This window comes from Achromobacter sp. F4_2707, from assembly GCF_047501535.1.
Taxonomy (GTDB): Bacteria; Pseudomonadota; Gammaproteobacteria; order Burkholderiales; family Burkholderiaceae_B; genus Yanghanlia.
In genome coordinates, this window is record NZ_JAZDRJ010000010.1 from 147604 (window position 1) to 165797 (window position 18194).

The window sequence follows — 18194 nt, forward strand, 5'->3', positions numbered from 1 at the left end:
GTACGGCCCGAACGCGGTTCAGGCTGTAGGTGGCAGCAAGCGCGCCAGAATGGCATCGGCGCCCTGAGCCAGTAGTTCACGAGCCGCGGCTTCTCCCAGATGCAAGGCATCGGAAGCTTCGCCACTGCGATGACTACGAATGATTTTCGTGCCGTCGGGTTCGGCCACGAGCGCCTGCACCGTAAGCTGGCTGCCGCTAACCTGCGCAAAGGCAGCCAAGGGCACCTGACATGAACCGCCTAACACACGAGATACCGCGCGCTCTGCGATGGCACAAGCCGTGGTTTCGGGGCAGCTTAGCGGTTGCAACCATTCGGCTAAATCACTCCGTGATTCGAGGATTTCGATACCCAAAGCCCCTTGTCCGGCAGAGGGCAGACTGATCTCGGGTTCGAGCAGGCCACGTATACGATTTTGTAAACCGAGGCGGCGCAGACCGGCTGCGGCCAGCACGATGGCATCGTACTCGCCGCGATCCAGCTTGCCCAAACGGGTATCGAGGTTGCCCCGTAGGGGTTTAACCTTCAGCTTCGGAAAGCGTGCGCGAATCTGTGATTCGCGTCGCAGACTGGATGTGCCCACCACCGCCCCTTCAGGCAGTTCCTCAAGCGAGGCATAGCCGGACGATACAAAAGCGTCGCGAGGGTCGTCGCGTTCCATAATGACCGGAAGGCTGAAGGGCGTGGTCAGGTCGACGGGAACATCCTTGAGCGAATGCACGGCGATATCCGCCCTGCCATCCAGCAAGGCGGTCTCGAGTTCCTTGACGAACAGACCCTTGCCGCCCACTTTGGAAAGTGTGCGGTCGAGGATCTGGTCGCCCCGGGTTGTCATCTTCAGCAAGCTCACTTCACATTCGGGGTAAAGCGCTTGCAAACGTGCCTGCACATGCTCGGCCTGCCAGAGCGCGAGCCGGCTGGCACGCGTAGCGATCACAAGTTTTGACGGATATTTCGACATGCTTACCCTGCCAGATACCTGAATAACAAGGCTAACGCTATGCCGATGAGGGCCAGTATGCCCAGCCCTTGCAACAACGAAAGCCCCTTATCAGACTTCTTGTGATCAGATGAAGATTTAAACAGACTCATTAGCCTCGCCTTGCTTGGAAGAGCGGCGGGATGCCAGCCACTTGCCAAGTCCGATTACAAAAATCACACCGATGACTTCCGCGATGATTTTCACTGTAGCGCTAACTTCGCCGAACTGGTTGATGATGAAGACGTCCGTCACCAACATGCCCCCGGCAATCCAGCCCAACAGGCCTGCACCGAAGGTAACAACCAGCGGGAAGCGGTCGATAAGCTTGAGCACCAGCGTGCTGCCCCAGATGATGATGGGCACACTGACGACCAAACCGAAGATCACGTAGTAGATCTGATGATCGGCATGCGTATTCTGCGCCGCCCCGGCGATAGCAATCACGTTATCCAAGCTCATGACCAGGTCAGCGATCAGAATGGTTTTGACTGCGGTCCACACAGAAGTTGCGCTTGTCACATTGCCATGCTCGTCTTCTTCCGGCAACAGCAATTTAACGCCGATCCACAGCAACAGAGCACCACCGACGACCTTGAGGAAAGGAATGTCGAGCAGTACCAGAGCAAAGGCAATCAGAATGACCCGCAGGAAGATGGCGCCTGCCGTCCCCCAGAGAATGCCCTGCATGCGTTGCTTCTTTGGAAGATTACGACAAGCCAGCGCGATGATAACCGCGTTATCGCCACCCAGCAGGATGTCGATCAGAATGATCTGGAAAATTGCGCCCCAGTGGAGCGTTTGAAAAAATTCAACCATAGGTGTTTCCGTAGGTGCCCAGTGGCACCAAGAAGGTGGATTTTAAGGCCCACACGCAGTCAAGCTACGCAGGGTGCAAAAAGCGGGCCATTATAATTCAGCTTCTTGTAAGAATCGCCGCAAGGCCCTGCGAGTGCTCCGCTACTCCCTTGGGGGAAGATTACGGATACACAGCATGTCGGGAAGACTTAGCACGGTTAAGCCTTCCCAAGGGCCCGCTTGTGGCGGGCCCCACATCACTTACAACACCGACTTGAGCAGTTTGCCCATTTCGGATGGATCGCGGGTAGTACGGATACCGCAAGCTTCCATAACTTCAAGCTTTGCGTCAGCGGTATCGTCACCGCCGGAAATCAGTGCGCCAGCGTGGCCCATCCGTTTTCCAGGAGGGGCGGTTACGCCGGCAATAAAGCCTACGACAGGCTTGGTCATATTGTCTTTCGCCCAACGTGCGGCATTGACTTCGTCAGGGCCGCCGATTTCACCGATCATCACCACCGCATCAGTGTCGGGGTCATTGTTGAACATTTTCAAGACATCAATGTGCTTCAGCCCGTTGATGGGGTCGCCACCGATGCCCACTGCTGAGGATTGGCCCAGACCGAGTTCAGTCAGCTGAGCCACAGCTTCGTAGGTAAGCGTGCCGGAACGGCTGACCACGCCAATGCGACCTTTGCGCGAAATATGGCCGGGCATAATGCCGATCTTGATTTCATCAGGCGTGATCAGGCCCGGGCAATTGGGGCCCAGCAGCAGTGTTTTTTTGTTCTCGGCTTCCATGCGGTTGCGCAGCATCAGCATATCGCGCACGGGAATACCTTCGGTAATGCAGATAACCAAGTCAAGATCTGCGTCGACCGCTTCCCAGATTGCATCGGCTGCACCTGCAGGCGGAACGTAGATGACCGAAACCGTTGCACCGGTTTCCGCCTTCGCTTCCTTAACCGATGCGTAGATAGGCACACCTTCGAAATCCTGGCCGGCTTTTTTGGGATGCACTCCTGCCACGAAGGCTTCCTTGCCGTTGGCGTATTCACGGCAATAATGGGTGTGGAACTGGCCCGTTTTGCCGGTTATTCCCTGGGTAATGACCTTGGTGTCTTTGTTGATCAAAATCGACATTTAAAAATCCTCGGCAAATTCTTATTTGGCAGCGGCCACAACTTTCTGTGCGGCTTCGGCCATGGTATCGGCGCTGATGATGGGCAGTCCGGACTCAGCAAGCAATTTCTTGCCCAGCTCTTCGTTAGTGCCCTTCATGCGCACGACCAGCGGCACGCTGAGGTTGACTGCCTTGCAGGCGGCAATCACGCCTTCGGCAATAATGTCGCAGCGCATAATGCCGCCGAAGATGTTGACCAGAATGGCTTCCACACCCTCGTTCTGAAGCATAATCTTGAACGCTTCAGTGACTTTTTCAGCCGTAGCGCCGCCGCCCACGTCAAGGAAGTTGGCGGGTTCGCCGCCGAACAGTTTAATGGTGTCCATGGTTGCCATGGCCAGGCCGGCGCCGTTTACCAGGCAGCCGATGTTGCCATCAAGCTGAATGTAGGCGAGGTCGAACTTGCTGGCTTCCACTTCAGCAGGATCCTCTTCGTCGAGATCGCGATACTCAACAATTTCCGGCTGGCGATACAAGGCGTTGGAATCGAAGTTGAACTTGGCATCCAAGGCGATGATGTTGTTATCGCTGTCGCGGTTCAGAGGGTTGATCTCGACCAGCGACGCATCGGTTTCCATGTAGCACTGATAGAGTTTCTGGAAAATATCGACGGCCTGTTCAAGAGAAGCATCGGGCAGTTCAATCGCCTTGGCGATCTTCGTGGCCTGCTCTTTGGTGAAACCGACCAGCGGGTCGATATATTCAGTGATGATTTTTTCGGGAGTGGAAGCGGCAACTTCCTCGATATCCATACCGCCTTCGCTGGAAGCAATGAAGGCCACTTTCTGAGTGGCGCGATCCGTCACCAGCGACACATAATATTCTTTCTGGATATCCGCGCCCTCTTCAATATAGAGGCGACGCACCTTCTGTCCTTCCGGGCCGGTCTGATGGGTCACGAGCTGCATACCCAGAATTTCCGAAGCCAGTTGGCGGACTTCATCGATGGAGCGAGCCAGCTTGACGCCGCCGCCCTTGCCCCGGCCCCCTGCATGGATCTGGGCCTTGACGACCCATACCGGCCCACCCAGCTTTTCAGCTGCAGCCACGGCCTCTTCAACGGAGAAGGCGGGAACGCCGCGAGGCACAGTCACGCCAAATTTCTTCAGCAGTTCCTTGCCTTGATACTCGTGAATTTTCATTGATTACCTATCAGACGTAGAAATGGTTTTAACGTGATGCCGCGGCTCAGGCGCGCATAACTCAGCAACGCCATGGGCTTAACTTTCGGTCACCGGCGTGACATACCACTTAGGATAAAACTCTTTGACAACGGGGCCGTCTTCCCGGAGCGCGTGGCACCCGCCAATTTGAAAAGGGCGCTGCGTGTCTTCCCCGGCCTTGCGATCCTCGCGGCGCTTGTTGGACAAAGCCTGAATCGCCACAGTCGGCAGAATGTAAGACAGCTCTGTCATGTGGCTACAGCCAGCCGCGCGACCATACTGCCGCCTGACCACATCACGAAAGCGCTTGAGCAGATTCATGCCCACCAAGCCTTCATATGCCGGCTCAATCGCCATGCAATGTTGCGCATATGGCGCTGCATCATAGGCCGCTTGCGCAGCAGTAATGGTGAAGCTCTCATCAAACGTAATACGCAAATGCATATGATGGACTGGGTCCCCAGCATAATGCGTACCGTGCCGGCGTTCAAAGTCATAGTGCTTGACATCAATGAGCTCTGCTTCGAGATCCCATTGACCATCGGCTCGCGCATAGGCATCGACCCGCAGTGTACGGGTGTGTAAAGCTTCGCGTTCAACTTCTGGTGCAGGCAAAGGCATGGGGTAAGAACTGGCCTATCGGAAAAACGCCTAAGTATAGCGCAGGCGCTGTTTCTGGAAAGTGAAGAATTCCGGCTACTTCATTCGAACGTGTCGTCGACAAACGAAGCGTCCGGCAACTGGCTATCTGCTTCAGACAAAATACGGCGCACGCAGTCGGCCGTGAAACCACGCGCCGCCATGTAGCGCAATTGCTTGGCATATTCCTTGGCGTCGCTCGGCGCTACGCCAAACCGCTTCTTCCACACTTCGCGAGCTCGATCGAGCTCGTTGGAACGCAACTTCCCCGCCATTTCTTTCAGCGTGTCTTCGGGAAGTTCGTGCTGCCGGAGTTCCTGCACGATGCGTCGCATACCATAGCGGGCTGCCCGCCGGTGCACCAGACTTTCAGCAAACCGTTCCTGCGACAACCAGTCGTTGCGTTCGAGTTCATCGAGCAGGGCTTCGAGTTCAGCAGGCTCTTCACAATGCGGCGATAGCTTACGCCGCAGTTCAGTACGAGAATGTTCCCGCCGTGAAAGCAACCCGACGGCCCGCGCTTTGAGAGAGAGCTTTCCACCCGCTTGCGCCATATTCTTTCTTCAATAAACAGGCAACTCGTGCGAACAAGGGCGTACGAGTTGCCTGATGCAGCGACGGGCGGAAACACTGCCCACCCTGACGGCGCAGTTACTCGCCGGCCTCTTGAGTATTAGGCGCATGGCTGACAACAGCAGCTTGCTGGGGCGCCACACCGAGTTTTTCTCGTACGCGGTTTTCGATTTCAAACGCCATTTCTGGGTGCTCTTTAAGATATTCGCGAACGTTATCCTTGCCCTGACCGATGCGCGTGCCATCGTAGCTGTACCAAGCCCCTGCTTTGTCGACAATGCCGGCCTGAACGCCGAGATCAATGATTTCGCCTTCGCGCGAGATTCCCGCCCCGTACATGATGTCGAACTCGGCCTGCTTGAAGGGTGGCGCCACCTTGTTCTTGACAACCTTGACGCGAGTTTCATTACCGATGACCTCATCGCCCTTTTTGATGGCGCCAATGCGGCGGATATCGAGACGGACGGAGGAATAGAATTTCAGGGCATTACCGCCGGTAGTGGTTTCCGGGTTGCCGAACATTACGCCGATCTTCATGCGGATTTGGTTGATGAAGATGACCATGCAGTTGGCACGCTTGATAGTGGCCGTGAGCTTACGCAACGCCTGGCTCATAAGCCGGGCTTGCAGGCCGGGCAGAGAGTCGCCCATGTCGCCTTCGATTTCAGCTTTGGGGGTGAGCGCTGCGACAGAGTCGATGACGATGAGGTCGATAGAACCGGAGCGCACCAGAGCATCGGTGATTTCAAGCGCTTGTTCGCCGGTATCGGGCTGGGAAATAAGGAGGTCTTCAAGGTTGACGCCCAGCCTTGACGCGTACTGGACATCAAGCGCGTGTTCGGCATCGATAAACGCGCACGTGCCACCCAGCTTCTGCATTTCAGCAATGACCTGCAGCGTGAGAGTGGTTTTACCGGAAGATTCGGGGCCGTAGATTTCGATGACTCGGCCACGTGGCAGGCCGCCAACGCCCAGTGCGATATCCAGCCCCAGTGAGCCGGTAGACACTACCTGGATGTCGTGTTCGACCGTGTCGTCGCCGTAGCGCATGACCGAACCCTTGCCAAACTGCTTTTCGATTTGCGAAAGTGCGGCGGCCAGAGCCTTGGCGCGTTCCGGGTTGGCGGCTTTGCGGTTTTTGTCGTCCATTGAGGATCCTTGCAAATAACTGTGAAAGCGGCGCGACGTATGAGAGCGCCGTGTAGATGCCGACGATTATTGCATCAAATTATACTGTATAAATAAACAGATATGAAATTCTGTGTTGGCAGGCCGTAACGTTACCGAGTGAAGACAGGCCGGCACAATCGTCAAACCCTTTGTACACGCGGCCGCCCGCTTGTTTCACCCCACTTCCGCACCAAGTTTGGCACCCGCATTAGCACGCATGGATACATAAAGCCTGCTTGGCGCGTGGTGGGTTCAGCATACAATCGGTGCCTTTGCGGCGTGCCCGATCGGCCAATTTTCCGCCCTCTCCCAATTTCAAAACGATATTTCTCCATGTGGTTTAAGAATCTTCGCATCTACCGTCTCGCTCCCTCCTGGAACTTCACCCAGGAAACGCTGGAAAACGCGCTGGAAAAACTGGCCTTCCGGCCTGGCTCCGCTACCGACATGACTGCATTCGGCTGGGTTCCGCCACGCCCCGAGTCCGGCTTGGTCTACGCCTTGGATGGTCAGTATTTACTGAGCCTTCGGGTAGAAAAAAAACTGCTTCCTTCTACAGTCATCAACCAGTTCGCGCGCGCACGCGCTCAGGAAATCGAAGAACAGCAAGGCTATAAGCCTGGTCGCAAGCAAATGAAGGAAATCAAGGAAGCCGTTACCGATGAGCTTCTGCCCAAAGCGTTCAGCATCTATCGCGACACCCGCGTATGGGTTGACACCAAAAACCGCTGGCTGGTGGTCGACGCGGCCGCTGCAGCCAAATGCGATGAGGTCATGGGCGCCCTGGCCAAGGTGCTAGACCCCTTCCCTGTTGTGCCGCTTTACACCGAGCTTTCGCCCGCATCGGCCATGACCAACTGGCTGGTTAGCGACGAGCCGCCCAGCAATTTCACCGTGGACCAAGACACCGAGCTGCGCTCCACCAACGAAACACGCGCCGCCGTTCGCTACGTACGCCAAGCCATCGAGCTGGACGATGTTCGCAAGCACGTGGAAGCTGGGAAGCAATGCACGCGCCTGGCTCTCACTTGGGCCGATCGCGTGTCCTTCGTTTTATCGGATGGCCTGGACCTCAAGCGCATCGCTCCGCTCGACGTGCTGCAGGAAGGCCGCATACCCGCTCACGATGAAGCCGAGCAGTTCGACTCCGATTTCACGTTGATGAGCGGCGAGCTGTCGCAATTGCTGGAAGCGCTTGTTGAAGCGCTGGGCGGCGAAAAGCAAGCATGAAGGCAACACGGCCGCCACGACTGACGCGGCGGCCGCTTTACGACTAAAACAGAGCTGCCGCGTAAAGCCGGGCCAGGCCCGGTTCACACCCAGCGGAAATATCAGTACATGCCGTGGAATACGCTATCGTCTGGGCCGATATGCGAAGGCGGGCTCCAAGTTACGTCGCGCAGCGAATGCGGCACCAGAGATTCCACGCCCAGCAATACCGCAAAAATGGCCATGCGCACCGGAATGCCATTATCAGTCTGACGGAAAATCGCCAAACGCGGGTCGTAGTTGAGATCTGTGCTGAGATCGTTGGCACCTTCACGGCTATCGCGCGGAAGCGGGTGCATCACAATGACATCAGGGTCGCAGCATTTATCGACAATCGCTTTATTCACTTGGAAGGTTGCGTCGTAGCCTTCCAACTGCTCTTCCTCGAAACGCTCTTTCTGTACGCGAGTGGCGTAGATAACGTCGGCGCCACGCAACCCTTCTTCCAGTGAATGTGTCTGCTGAATGGTATGGCCGTTGCGCCCAGCCTGCTCAAGAATATATTCAGGCATTTCCAACCCCGGAGGGGAAATCAGCGTGAATTTAAGGTCGCGATACAGCGCCAGCAGCTTGATTAGCGAGTGCACAGTGCGGCCGTATTTGAGGTCGCCCGCCAAAGCGATATGGGAACCATCGAGCAGCTTGCCCAGGCGCGAGAACTCAGTCAGGATGGTGTAGAGGTCAAGCAAGGCCTGGCTGGGGTGCTCACCCGGGCCGTCACCACCATTCACCACAGGGATATTGGTCGCGCGGGCAAATTCGGCCACCGACCCTTTTTCAGGGTGGCGAATCACCATCGCATCCACATAGCCGCTCATAACGCGGCTGGTGTCATAAATGGATTCGCCTTTGGCCATAGACGAAAAGGTAAATCCCGTGGTGTCGCAGACTGAGCCACCCAGACGGCAAAAAGCCGCACCAAAGCTGACCCGCGTGCGCGTGCTGGCTTCAAAAAACAGATTACCCAACACCGCCCCTTCCAGCACCCGAGAAATTTTCTGGCATCGGGCAATGGGCTGCATCATATCGGCAATGCGGAAAAGCTCTTCAACGGCTTCACGGCAGGTGAATTGATCGACCGACAACAGCTGGTGGCGCCCTTCGAAGGCGATACGGTCGCGCAATGGCCCCCCTTGGCCGCTTTGCGCATACTTCTGCAGCAAGGCGTCATTCTGGACGATTTCGCTCACAAAGCGCTGAACAACTTCTGGCATGGGCCGGAACTCCTGGGAGGTTTCCGGCAGCAACCAAGTATCCAATGCACGACGCTTGACGCCTATGCGACCCGCGAAAACATCACGAGTCAAGTTAAGACGCCGCATGGCATCACGAAGAAATACTTGCTGAGGGATGGACATGGACAGCCCCTGAAATATACGCAAAGCGTACATTTTAGTTTTTTACACGAGGCTTGGGTAGCAAAAAACCAGGGTTTGTCCCGATACAACAACGCCGCAATGGTTTTTCTTCCATTGCGGCGTTGTGACTGCCGTGCAGCAGTAATCTATTGCGGTGCTGCTTGACCGCTTGCAGGCGGCAACGGAACGCCGTTTTCATCGACTCCGGCAATGGCTCTTGCTGCCGCCGTAGCGTTGCTTTCCGTGCCTACCGGGAAAATCAGTTGGTCACTGTTGACCTGCTCCGTATACGAAGGAGCGGCCATCAGAGTGCGCCCCACCACCAAAGCCAGACGCTTATTGGGGTTGCGGGACGTGGCCTCCTGCACCCTGGCCCTGGCTTCATCACTTAAGATAAGCGCCAACAAACCTTGAGCCTGTTGATCGGCGCCCGCTTGCACACCGGTGAGATCGGCACGGGTGACCACAGGCTGGGGGCTCAAGTACAGTTTGGAGTCACCCCCTACTGCCACTTCAAGCCAACCTTCCTGCTGAACCATGTCGGCCACAAATACCGCAACCGGCGCGCCCTGCTCTGCAGCAGGCTGGGTGACTTGCGAGTCGTCGACCGTAGAAGATGGGGGGGTCGGAGTTGCGACGGTGGTGTCGGCCGGCTGCGTGGCGGCCTGCTGCTGTTCAGGTGCTGTTTGACATGCTGCCAGGGTAAGCAGTGCCAGCGCCAGAGTGCTGCGGGTCAGGATACGGGTGACTTTCATCGGCTTCCCTCTAGATATAAAACAATTACTGGAAGTGTAGCAGCGCCAGGAAAGCCATGCGCGTTCGCTATACCTAAACCGCATACTCTTCACAGAAAATGACGCCACATCAACTTAACGGCCCCCACGCAGCCGTGGCAAACCACGCACCTGGATGGTGACTTCATCCAATACCGTACCCGAGTCATTGCTCAGCACGATGCGGTGTTGCCCGACACGCAGCGGCCAGCGTGATTCTTGGCCATTGGCCACATGACGACCTTCAATGTGCCACTGTAGCAATTCAGGTGCCTGCTTTCCCGTATCGGCCCTGAGTGTCAGCTGCTGGTGAGCAAGAGGCATGTCGGGGTCGAAGGCGATGACGGTGCCGGCTGACGGGCTAAGGATGCGAGCATTCGCCACCGCCCGCGCCAACGCCGGTTCAACCCGGCTGATGGCCGTGCCGGGCAGAAAGTACTCGGTGCGCGCGGCTTCTATATTGTCAGCGAAAACAAGCGCTTGGCGCTCGACATCGGGCGGAGGGGGCGGCTGCCTGCTGCCAACGTCCTGATGCAAAGCCGACATCACTTCGTGCCAGATCGGCCCCGCCCCGGAGACTCCGGACACATCACGCATACTCAAGCCCTGGCTATTGCCCACCCAGACTCCTACTGTGTAACGACTCGACCAACCCAAAGCCCAGTTATCCCGCATATCCTTGCTGGTACCCGTTTTCACTGCCGACCAGAATCGGGTAGCAAGCGCACTTTCAAGCCCGAAGGTACGGGCCCGTGCGCGTCGATCAGAGAGAATGTCTCCCACTATCCAGCTGGCTCCAGCGCTGAACCGTTGCACGTTTTGCACCTCAGAAAACGATTCGCCCGCAAGAATGGCAGGTTCGCGCCAACGCCCCAGTTCAGCCAATGTCCGATAGGCATTAGTCAGGCTAAGGAGGTCCATATCAGCGCTGCCGAGACTAAGGCTGTAGCCGTAGTGCTCACCGTCGTGCAATAACGGCAGACCAAGGCTTCGCAGGCGCTGAACGAAACGCTCAACCCCCACCAACATAAGCACACGAACGGCGGGTATGTTGAGCGAAGAAGCCAGGGCGCTACGTGCGCTTACCCACCCCACATAATTACGATCATAATTTTGCGGAATGTACAAACCGCCTGCCGTCGCCACATCCAGCGGCGCATCTTCCAGTAGCGAAGCAGCCGTAACATAGCGAGATTCCAGTGCTTGCGCATAAAGGAAAGGCTTTAAAGTGGAACCCGCCTGCCGCAGCGCCCGCGCATGGTCGACCTGGCCCGCTGCCGAGATGCCGCCCGACGACCCCACATAAGCGAGAATTTCCGCCGTCTCATTGTTCAACACCACCACAGCGGCGTCAGTCAGTTGCGCATGGCCCATGCCCGCCAAATGACGCTGAACACTTTCTAGCGCCACCCGTTGCAGGCTGGCATCCAAGGTCGTACGTACGGCGCCCGCCGCCCCTTTTTCCCCGGCCTGCGCTACCGCCATTCGAGAAAAGTGCGGCGCCAGCGTGGGAACATCGGCTGCTGGGCGCGCCGTGGCCGCCAGCCACCCCGTCACATGATCGGGCAAGGTCGCACAATATTGCCCAGCGCCCCCATCGTTCAGCAAAGCACAGGCGCGCACTGTTACACGCTCAGCAGCAGCATTCGGCCCTCGCAACAAGGCAGCCGCCACGGCGGCCTCGCGCTGATCAAGGCCATGCGGATGCTTGCCGAACATCACCCGGGAGACCGCATCAATACCACGCAGTTCGCCCCTGAAGGCTGCCAGATTCAAATAGGCCTCCAGAATCTGTTCCTTGCTCCAGGCCGACTCCAGCAAACGCGCACTGCGCATCTGCGCCAGTTTCTGTTCCGGGCTGCGACCGCCCGCAGGCCGCTGCAACTCAGACGCCAACATGCCGGCCAGTTGCATGCTGAGCGTCGAAGCGCCACGCGAACTACCGCCCCAGGCCCAGTTCCAGCCCGCCGCTATCAAAGCCGGCCAATCCACGCCGCCATGATCGTAAAAGCGTCGATCTTCCGACAACAGCACCGCGCGCTGCATGGCAGGCGAGATATCGCCCAAAGGCACCCAGGCCCCGCGCCGCTCGGCGAAATCTTGTCGTACCGCACCAATAAGGACCCCATGCCTGTCCAACACCCATTGGTCGGAGGGCTGGTGCTGCGCCTTGACTTGCTCAAAAGACGGAAAAAATGGTGTCGCGGACGACATTGCAGCCAAGGGAACAAGCAGCAGCCAGGCTGATAAGAGAAGCCCCCAGCCATTCCGGACGAACCACCGCTGAATCACGGACGGGTGAGCGGCGTGTCGCCGCGCCGCTCGTTGGAAACAGCGCTGAACCCATAGCGGCTGCTTAACGCGGGGCAACGCCATCAAAGCCCCCAAAACTCCACCTTGATACCGCCGGGATTCGGCAGACTCCCGAAAAGATCGGGCTGATACAGCGCTTCTACCCGCGTGGGCGGCAGAGAAAAACTGCCTGTAGCATTCAGCCTGACGGTGTATACCACCGTCACCCGCCCCGCCGGCAAGTAATCAAAATAAGCGCGATACGCTGTCGCCGTACGCTCCACATAGGTTGGCGGATAACGCCCACTGCCGGATTCTGACAATGCAAGGCGGGAATCACGGCCCGACCCCGAGCCCAGAATCGTGGCACCCGCCGGGATAGGATCATTCAGCACTACCCAAGTTGCCCCGTCACGGGCGTGAATATCCACTTCCACCCGATAAATGTCACCACGCGACCAGCTATCAGCTTGCTGGCGCTGCACGGGAACCACTCGCCGCTCAATTCGGTAACCCATATTTTGGGAGTCGGCCGCCTCAATGCTTGCTTGTGCCCGCAACCCGGCCCATGCCCTGCCCTGACCCTCGTAGCTGAGCTGTAAGGCACCTGCATCACGCGACGGCCATTGCATCAGCGCCGTGGCCGTTTCCCCAGGTGACGGCACAACCAGTTGCGCCTTCGCTTCAGCCGATGAAACCGACAAGGTTCCGCTGGCGGCTTGAGGCTCGAAATGTTCGGCAAAACGCGCCAAAGCCAGAACGCCCAACAGGTTTTCGGTGGTGATGGCCCAACGGCCCTGCTGCTGCAACGCCAGCAACCCTTGCGCCATGCGTGGCATGTCATCATGCCACTCGGGCTCTTGCGCAACAGCCAGCATTAAGCGCGCCAGGCTGGTGGTACGCGTAGCCATCAAGCCGGGGGCCGCATTCAGACTGGTATCACTAAACACCATGGTGCCGCCCGACACCGTCATGCGCGACACGAGAATACGGCGTGCCTGCAATATTTCTTTCTGCCAGCCTTGTTGCTGCGGCAAACGAGTTAGCACGGACAGCCAATCCACCACAGCGGGAGTCGGCCATTGCTGCGGCGCCTGCGACAAACTACTCAGCATGGCGGCATTCACCCTCCCATGCCGGGCCAGCGCCTCCATAGCCATCAGGCGGCGGGCATCCAGGCTCGTCCCCGTCCAGCGGGTCTCACGCGTGAGCCGCCCTTCGGCAAACGCCTGCAAGCCATCCAACATGCGCTGCAAGAGTTCAGAAGGCAATGGAAGACCCAGCCCCAGTTGGTGGGCGTCGTCAACCACCGACACCAGATAGGCCGTTAACACTTCACTGCCCGGCCCCGTGCCTGGGAAGTAGCGCAACAGGCCATCATCGTCCATATGAGTGGCCAGCCGATCCACCACCTTGCGCCAGCGTTCGCCATCCTGCAAGGCAATGGCCTGCGAAGCGGTTTGCTCAAGGCAGGTATAGGGGTAGGCCCGCCACCAATCCCGCACGCCTTCAAGACTCCCCACCAACGACCCAGCTACATCGACCGCGACGCCACCGAAAACCGCGCCCTTCTCGCTACGTTGCGCAAGCCTCGGGGCGGCAAGCGGCACTTCAGTGGTTTCACCTGTAAGCAGGCTCAGTAACGTCGCCTGTACCGTAGTCGTCGGCAGACGGGGTTCAACACGCTGGTTGACGCGCACACGGTCGAAAATCGCGCTATCAGAGGCTTCAAAAAACCATTCCACCTGTGCTTCTTCATCAGGCCAATCCAAAACAGGTGCCTGAACATCCCAACTGACGCTGGCTGCGGCCCCTGGCGACAGGCGCAGCTCACGATCCGGCAGGCTTTCATGTTGACCGTTACCACCGCGAGCAGCGCTGACGATGACCTCGCGTTCTTCTTCAGTTCCGTTACGCACTGTCACTTGCGCCCGATAGCGATCGGCTTCGCGTACGACAGGCGGCAGGCCTGACACCAGTTGGATATCCTGGCGCGTAACCACCTGAGTCTGGGCGCTGCCAAAATACCCCGCTCCATAATCGGCCAACGCCACCAGCCGGAAACGGCTGACCGAATCATTCATGCGAAAGCGCACCTGCGCCTGGCCATTAGCGTCAAGCTGTACCTCCGGCAGCCAAGCGACTAAGGGGTCGAAAAATTGACGCGTCGGCATACTGCCCCCGCCCCCTCCTGCCGCAACGGCCTTGCGCCCATAGTGACGTCGCCCCACAACCTCCATTTGACTGGTTGCGGTGCGTACACTCAGGCTGCGACGCGGATGCATAGCTTCGTACAGCGCCCAGCTATCATTCGGAGCCAGCTCAAGCAAGGCTTCATCCACCACAGCAAAGGCCACGGTGCCATGGGCGGCGGGCCTGCCATTCGGCAGGCTGACCGTCAGCCGCGCAGTGGACTCTTGCCTGACTTGCACTACCTCATTGTCCGGCGTCAATTCCACCTTTAAGCGGTCGCCCTCGCCAGCCAAACGCAATTCCGCCAACCCCAGCCGGAATGCAGGCTTAGCCAAATCGATCTGGCTGGTCACCTTCATATCTTCGGGGTTCTCGCTCCAAGCCCGCAGCCAACTGCCCGGCTGTCGCCAACCCCATTCAAAAAAGGATTGCCAGGGCAGTTCGTACAAGCGCCCCCGCACCACTAATACAGACACAAAGGCGTTCGGCCCCCAGTCCTGGGAAACAGGGATTCTGACCACGGGACTCCTGCCTTCCAGCCTGACCTGCTGAGTCCAAAGCACGCCCTCCCGCTCCACGCTCACCAGCGCCAGTGCCTCTCTAAACGGCATGCGCACCTGGAATTCGGCCTCTTCCCCCACCGCCCATTCCCGTTTGGCGGGAATCAAATCGATACGATCATCGTCTGCACCATCGAACCAGAGCTCACCCGCACCCGACACCCAGACGGTGCCGGCGGCTCGCGAGACCCGCCCTCGTTCATCTTGCGCGACAGCCACCAGTTCGTACGAGCCGCTGCGCTCAAAACGCGCCGCACACTCCAGTACGCCAGCAGTGTTAGTTTTGCCAGTACACACCGTGCCGGCATCTTCGAATTCCGTATGGGAGTCATAACGGTAGAAGCCTCCGACCATGCGCTTGCGTACCGTATAGGTTTTGCGCTGCACGGCTTGCAACTGTATTTCCACATCCGCGCGAGGCTTGGCATCGGTGCCCAAAGCAATCATGCTGACTGGAATGTCCTGCCCGGCCTGGTTCCAGCCTTCCACCTTGATGCCAGCCTGCACGCTGCTGGGCCAGACATCGACCGATTGCGATAGGGTTTGAATTTCACCATTAGGGTCGGCAAAAGCCGCCTCGAAAACAAACCGGCCCGGCTGCTCAGCGATGGGGACTGAATCAATGTCTATCGTCGCCATGCCATTAGCGTCCAGCGTAAAGCGTCGTCCATCCACAAATAATTGCCGGCCCGGCACACCCTCGTCTTCCGCCCGCCAACCAGCATCGCTCACCCTTGTACCGGCCTCGTCGCGCTCGGATGGCGGCATGAAGCTGTACTCTTCATAGTCGGCCATGGCGACATAACGCGACTGCGCCACGGCACTCAGCTCTACCTGCTGCCCTTGTGCCGCACCGCCGGACAGCCAAGACAACTGCATATCAACCGCCAGCTTATCGGGTGCAACCAAGACGTCGGGCCTTTCTCCGCCTCGAACCACCAGTTGGCCAGTCAGCATGGGAAGACGGAATTCCTCTACTTTGAATTCCGTGCTGCCATACCAACCATGCTGTTCGTCAGCCAGACGCACGGTATAGGAACCCAGGCGAGCCGATTCTGGAAGCTCGAATTCGCTCAACGCAATTAAGCCGCCTGTGGCCGTTTCCTTCCAGCGCACCGGCAATTCATGACTCTGAGAGGAGCCCTCGTGCTCAATGATCAGGCGATCCGGGCGCGCTGCGGTGGGGTTTTGCAGACCGTCACGGGTTTCCTCGCGCAAATAGTGCTTCATCCGCACTGTCTCACCCGCCCTGAACAGGCTGCGATCAAACACCGTATGCGACAACAGCTCAGGCTCAGTACCAGAGCGCGTAGGCACATTGAAGCGCCAGTTCTCAATACCGCGATCCCATTCAGACATCACAAAGGAATAATCGGCCGCACCGAATGCTTGAGGATGCTCCGCCGGAATACTTGCGGAAATAAACAGACCGTATAAATCGGTGCTGTGACAGTAATCCGGCTCCTCCAACTGTGCCAGATGGTGCCACACGCCTTTAGCGTCACTACGCCCGCTGGCCAGCAGTTTGCCATTGCAATCCCGCACAGAAATTTCAGCATCCGCCACCGGCTGGGCGTCGGCCAGCGTCGTCACCCACACCAGGAGATCATCCATCCCCTTTTTCACATGCAAGGATAAGTTAGTCAGCAGCACGCCCGTACGCACATACATTGGCGAGGCGTCTTCTAGCAGCGAGGCGCCGAGGCGCGGAGATTCAATTTCCAGAACATGGAAACCCGGCTCTTCCAAGGGCACGCCGACCACTTCGAAAGGCCTGAATTCGCCTCCCGTATCGCCTGGCAGCGTCATGTGTTTTGTGTCGGGTGCATCTTTCAACAAAGAAACAGCGCGAGAGTCTGTCAGCGTCGCCCAATCTTGCTGGGTCTGCCCGGGCGCGCGGCCCGCCAGAATATTCTGCACTTGCTCCTGGCTCCACCGCCCGCCTTCGAGCCGATTCAAACGGGCATACCACGCCAGCACCTGCGCATCGTCGATACTGTGCAAGCTGGAGACCTTGCCCGCCGACCACCCCTTGCCCCGCAGCGCCACATCGGCTTCTACATGCCTGAGTGTTACCGGAACCGCCGGCGGCTCCTGCCCCGCAGAGCCGGGGCGGCCATGGGCGAAGCGTTCTATCACCCCTAATGTTCCGGAAGCGAACTTTGCAAGTGGCGGGTAATCGGCGACCGAAAACTCAAGCGGAAACCGCTCAGCGTTTTCCAGCGACCGCCCCGCATCGTCGCGCAAATCTTCTGGCAGAGCCAGCGTAAGGGAGGTATTGGCCGGAAACGGCCCAGGAAACTTCACATGGGTTAGGAAATCACTCTCGAAAGTATCGGGCGCGACATCGAACTGCTGATCACCCGCACTTAGGCTGATGCCCTTCAAGGCCTCACTCGCCACGGGCGCAGAAAACGTGACGCTGAGCGGTGTCATGGGCAGGCAAGGCTGCCCCGCCCTTTCGCGCTGGCAAGACAGCGTGGCCATAAAGGGTGGGCGTACCTCGTATTCCCAGACCTGTGCATCTTGAGAACCCGGCAGACCAACCGGTTGCTCCAACGCACGAATACCCGCCCCCACATCCAACCTGACCTGCGCCTCGGGCGGCAAGACCCGGGCGCATTGCAGCAGCACCAGCTGCTCCGGCGTTCTAGGTGGCGGCATATACGCCGCCTTCATTAGCGACTCAACATCTACCTTAGACAGCTGCCGGACTGGAATTCTCTCGCCCAACCCTTCTACCGCACAGTAGCTTTGCTGCGCGACCCCTTCCGCATCCACCGCTGCATCGAAGTTGAGAATAAAGACCTGTTCTTCATCAATCGTCGTGCTTGGGTAAGGACGGAGATCCACCACTGACGGCGCGCCAGTATTGAATTCATAGCGCAAATCGGCGGGAAGCGGCCGCCCCGCAAGATCGCGAAAACTGGGGTTAGCGCTGGCGGCACAACTCACCCCCGCAGGTAGCGTCGATTCAAAGATATACGTCCAGCGCGCATCATCCAGCCAGCGCCCCTGCCCCTTTGGCGCACGACCCTGACAATCCAGCACCACCGGCGCCGCCGCAGCGGCATCGCCAAAAGCGGATACCGAGCCTGCAAACCGCAACTGCACGGCTTCCACCCCGGACACCGGCCCTTGCGGAAGGAATTCAACAATTTCAACCGACTGCTCTGGCTCACCAGAACTCGTTGCTGCAACGGCTTTACTTGCCAGCGCTCCAGCCAGCGCCAACGCTAAAGACC

General features: G+C 58.2%; 13 protein-coding genes. 1 reads left to right on the forward strand and 12 read right to left on the reverse strand.

The features are described from left to right. Positions 1 to 18: 18 nt before the first annotated feature. The 8 genes from hemC to recA form a co-directional block, all read right to left on the reverse strand. Positions 19 to 960: a hydroxymethylbilane synthase gene (hemC, locus tag VRY85_RS11300; RefSeq protein ID WP_414598698.1), complete on the reverse strand. Its 942-nt coding sequence runs from the start codon at positions 958 to 960 to the stop codon at positions 19 to 21. Positions 961 to 962: 2 nt separating this feature from the next. Beyond that, positions 963 to 1091: a hypothetical protein gene (locus VRY85_RS11305; protein ID WP_414598699.1), complete on the reverse strand. Its 129-nt coding sequence runs from the start codon at positions 1089 to 1091 to the stop codon at positions 963 to 965. Further along, positions 1078 to 1797, reverse strand: a complete 720-nt coding sequence (locus VRY85_RS11310) for a TerC family protein (RefSeq protein ID WP_414598700.1) — start codon at positions 1795 to 1797, stop codon at positions 1078 to 1080. The genes VRY85_RS11305 and VRY85_RS11310 overlap by 14 nt, the downstream gene beginning before the upstream one ends. Positions 1798 to 2037: 240 nt before the next feature. Next, the gene (gene sucD / locus VRY85_RS11315) at positions 2038 to 2919 is read right to left on the reverse strand and encodes a succinate--CoA ligase subunit alpha (RefSeq protein ID WP_414598701.1); all 882 of its coding nucleotides are present in this window, start codon (positions 2917 to 2919) and stop codon (positions 2038 to 2040) included. A gap of 21 nt (positions 2920 to 2940) precedes the next feature. Then, a complete protein-coding gene (gene sucC / locus VRY85_RS11320; RefSeq protein ID WP_414598702.1) occupies positions 2941 to 4101 on the reverse strand; it encodes an ADP-forming succinate--CoA ligase subunit beta in 1161 nt (386 codons plus the stop codon). A gap of 78 nt (positions 4102 to 4179) precedes the next feature. Further along, positions 4180 to 4743, reverse strand: coding sequence for a DUF2889 domain-containing protein (locus VRY85_RS11325; RefSeq protein ID WP_414598703.1), 564 nt, complete (start codon positions 4741 to 4743; stop codon positions 4180 to 4182). Positions 4744 to 4823: 80 nt separating this feature from the next. Beyond that, positions 4824 to 5315 (reverse strand): recombination regulator RecX, encoded by a 492-nt coding sequence (gene recX / locus VRY85_RS11330; RefSeq protein WP_414598704.1) that lies wholly within the window; start codon positions 5313 to 5315, stop codon positions 4824 to 4826. A 97-nt stretch (positions 5316 to 5412) separates the two neighbouring features. Further along, positions 5413 to 6483 (reverse strand): recombinase RecA, encoded by a 1071-nt coding sequence (recA, locus tag VRY85_RS11335; RefSeq protein ID WP_414598705.1) that lies wholly within the window; start codon positions 6481 to 6483, stop codon positions 5413 to 5415. A 354-nt stretch (positions 6484 to 6837) separates the two neighbouring features. On the opposite strand from recA, the gene VRY85_RS11340 reads away from it, so the two are divergent. After that, a complete protein-coding gene (locus VRY85_RS11340) occupies positions 6838 to 7734 on the forward strand; it encodes a recombination-associated protein RdgC (RefSeq protein WP_414598706.1) in 897 nt (298 codons plus the stop codon). 101 nt (positions 7735 to 7835) lie between these two features. On the opposite strand, the gene VRY85_RS11345 is transcribed toward VRY85_RS11340, so the two are convergent. The 4 genes from VRY85_RS11345 to VRY85_RS11360 all read right to left on the reverse strand — a co-directional run bounded on the left by VRY85_RS11345 (position 7836) and on the right by VRY85_RS11360 (position 18183). Further along, complete coding sequence (locus tag VRY85_RS11345) at positions 7836 to 9131, reverse strand: aspartate carbamoyltransferase (RefSeq protein WP_414598707.1); 1296 nt, start codon at positions 9129 to 9131, stop codon at positions 7836 to 7838. A 146-nt stretch (positions 9132 to 9277) separates the two neighbouring features. Then, the gene (locus VRY85_RS11350) at positions 9278 to 9886 is read right to left on the reverse strand and encodes a SecDF P1 head subdomain-containing protein (protein WP_414598708.1); all 609 of its coding nucleotides are present in this window, start codon (positions 9884 to 9886) and stop codon (positions 9278 to 9280) included. A gap of 114 nt (positions 9887 to 10000) precedes the next feature. Then, positions 10001 to 12118, reverse strand: a complete 2118-nt coding sequence (gene pbpC, locus VRY85_RS11355) for a penicillin-binding protein 1C (protein WP_414598709.1) — start codon at positions 12116 to 12118, stop codon at positions 10001 to 10003. 161 nt (positions 12119 to 12279) lie between these two features. Then, complete coding sequence (locus VRY85_RS11360; RefSeq protein ID WP_414598710.1) at positions 12280 to 18183, reverse strand: alpha-2-macroglobulin family protein; 5904 nt, start codon at positions 18181 to 18183, stop codon at positions 12280 to 12282. Positions 18184 to 18194: the final 11 nt, after the last annotated feature.

What these genes read in the sequence shown, in the direction of transcription:
- VRY85_RS11325 (WP_414598703.1), bottom strand. Translation starts at nt 4,743, where the DNA reads ATGCCTTTGCCTGCACCAGAAGTTGAACGCGAAGCTTTACACACCCGT.
- hemC (WP_414598698.1), bottom strand. Translation starts at nt 960, where the DNA reads ATGTCGAAATATCCGTCAAAACTTGTGATCGCTACGCGTGCCAGCCGG.
- recX (WP_414598704.1), bottom strand. Translation starts at nt 5,315, where the DNA reads ATGGCGCAAGCGGGTGGAAAGCTCTCTCTCAAAGCGCGGGCCGTCGGG.
- recA (WP_414598705.1), bottom strand. Translation starts at nt 6,483, where the DNA reads ATGGACGACAAAAACCGCAAAGCCGCCAACCCGGAACGCGCCAAGGCT.
- sucD (WP_414598701.1), bottom strand. Translation starts at nt 2,919, where the DNA reads ATGTCGATTTTGATCAACAAAGACACCAAGGTCATTACCCAGGGAATA.
- VRY85_RS11310 (WP_414598700.1), bottom strand. Translation starts at nt 1,797, where the DNA reads ATGGTTGAATTTTTTCAAACGCTCCACTGGGGCGCAATTTTCCAGATC.
- VRY85_RS11345 (WP_414598707.1), bottom strand. Translation starts at nt 9,131, where the DNA reads ATGTCCATCCCTCAGCAAGTATTTCTTCGTGATGCCATGCGGCGTCTT.
- VRY85_RS11340 (WP_414598706.1), top strand. Translation starts at nt 6,838, where the DNA reads ATGTGGTTTAAGAATCTTCGCATCTACCGTCTCGCTCCCTCCTGGAAC.
- VRY85_RS11350 (WP_414598708.1), bottom strand. Translation starts at nt 9,886, where the DNA reads ATGAAAGTCACCCGTATCCTGACCCGCAGCACTCTGGCGCTGGCACTG.
- sucC (WP_414598702.1), bottom strand. Translation starts at nt 4,101, where the DNA reads ATGAAAATTCACGAGTATCAAGGCAAGGAACTGCTGAAGAAATTTGGC.
- VRY85_RS11305 (WP_414598699.1), bottom strand. Translation starts at nt 1,091, where the DNA reads ATGAGTCTGTTTAAATCTTCATCTGATCACAAGAAGTCTGATAAGGGG.
- pbpC (WP_414598709.1), bottom strand. Translation starts at nt 12,118, where the DNA reads ATGTCGTCCGCGACACCATTTTTTCCGTCTTTTGAGCAAGTCAAGGCG.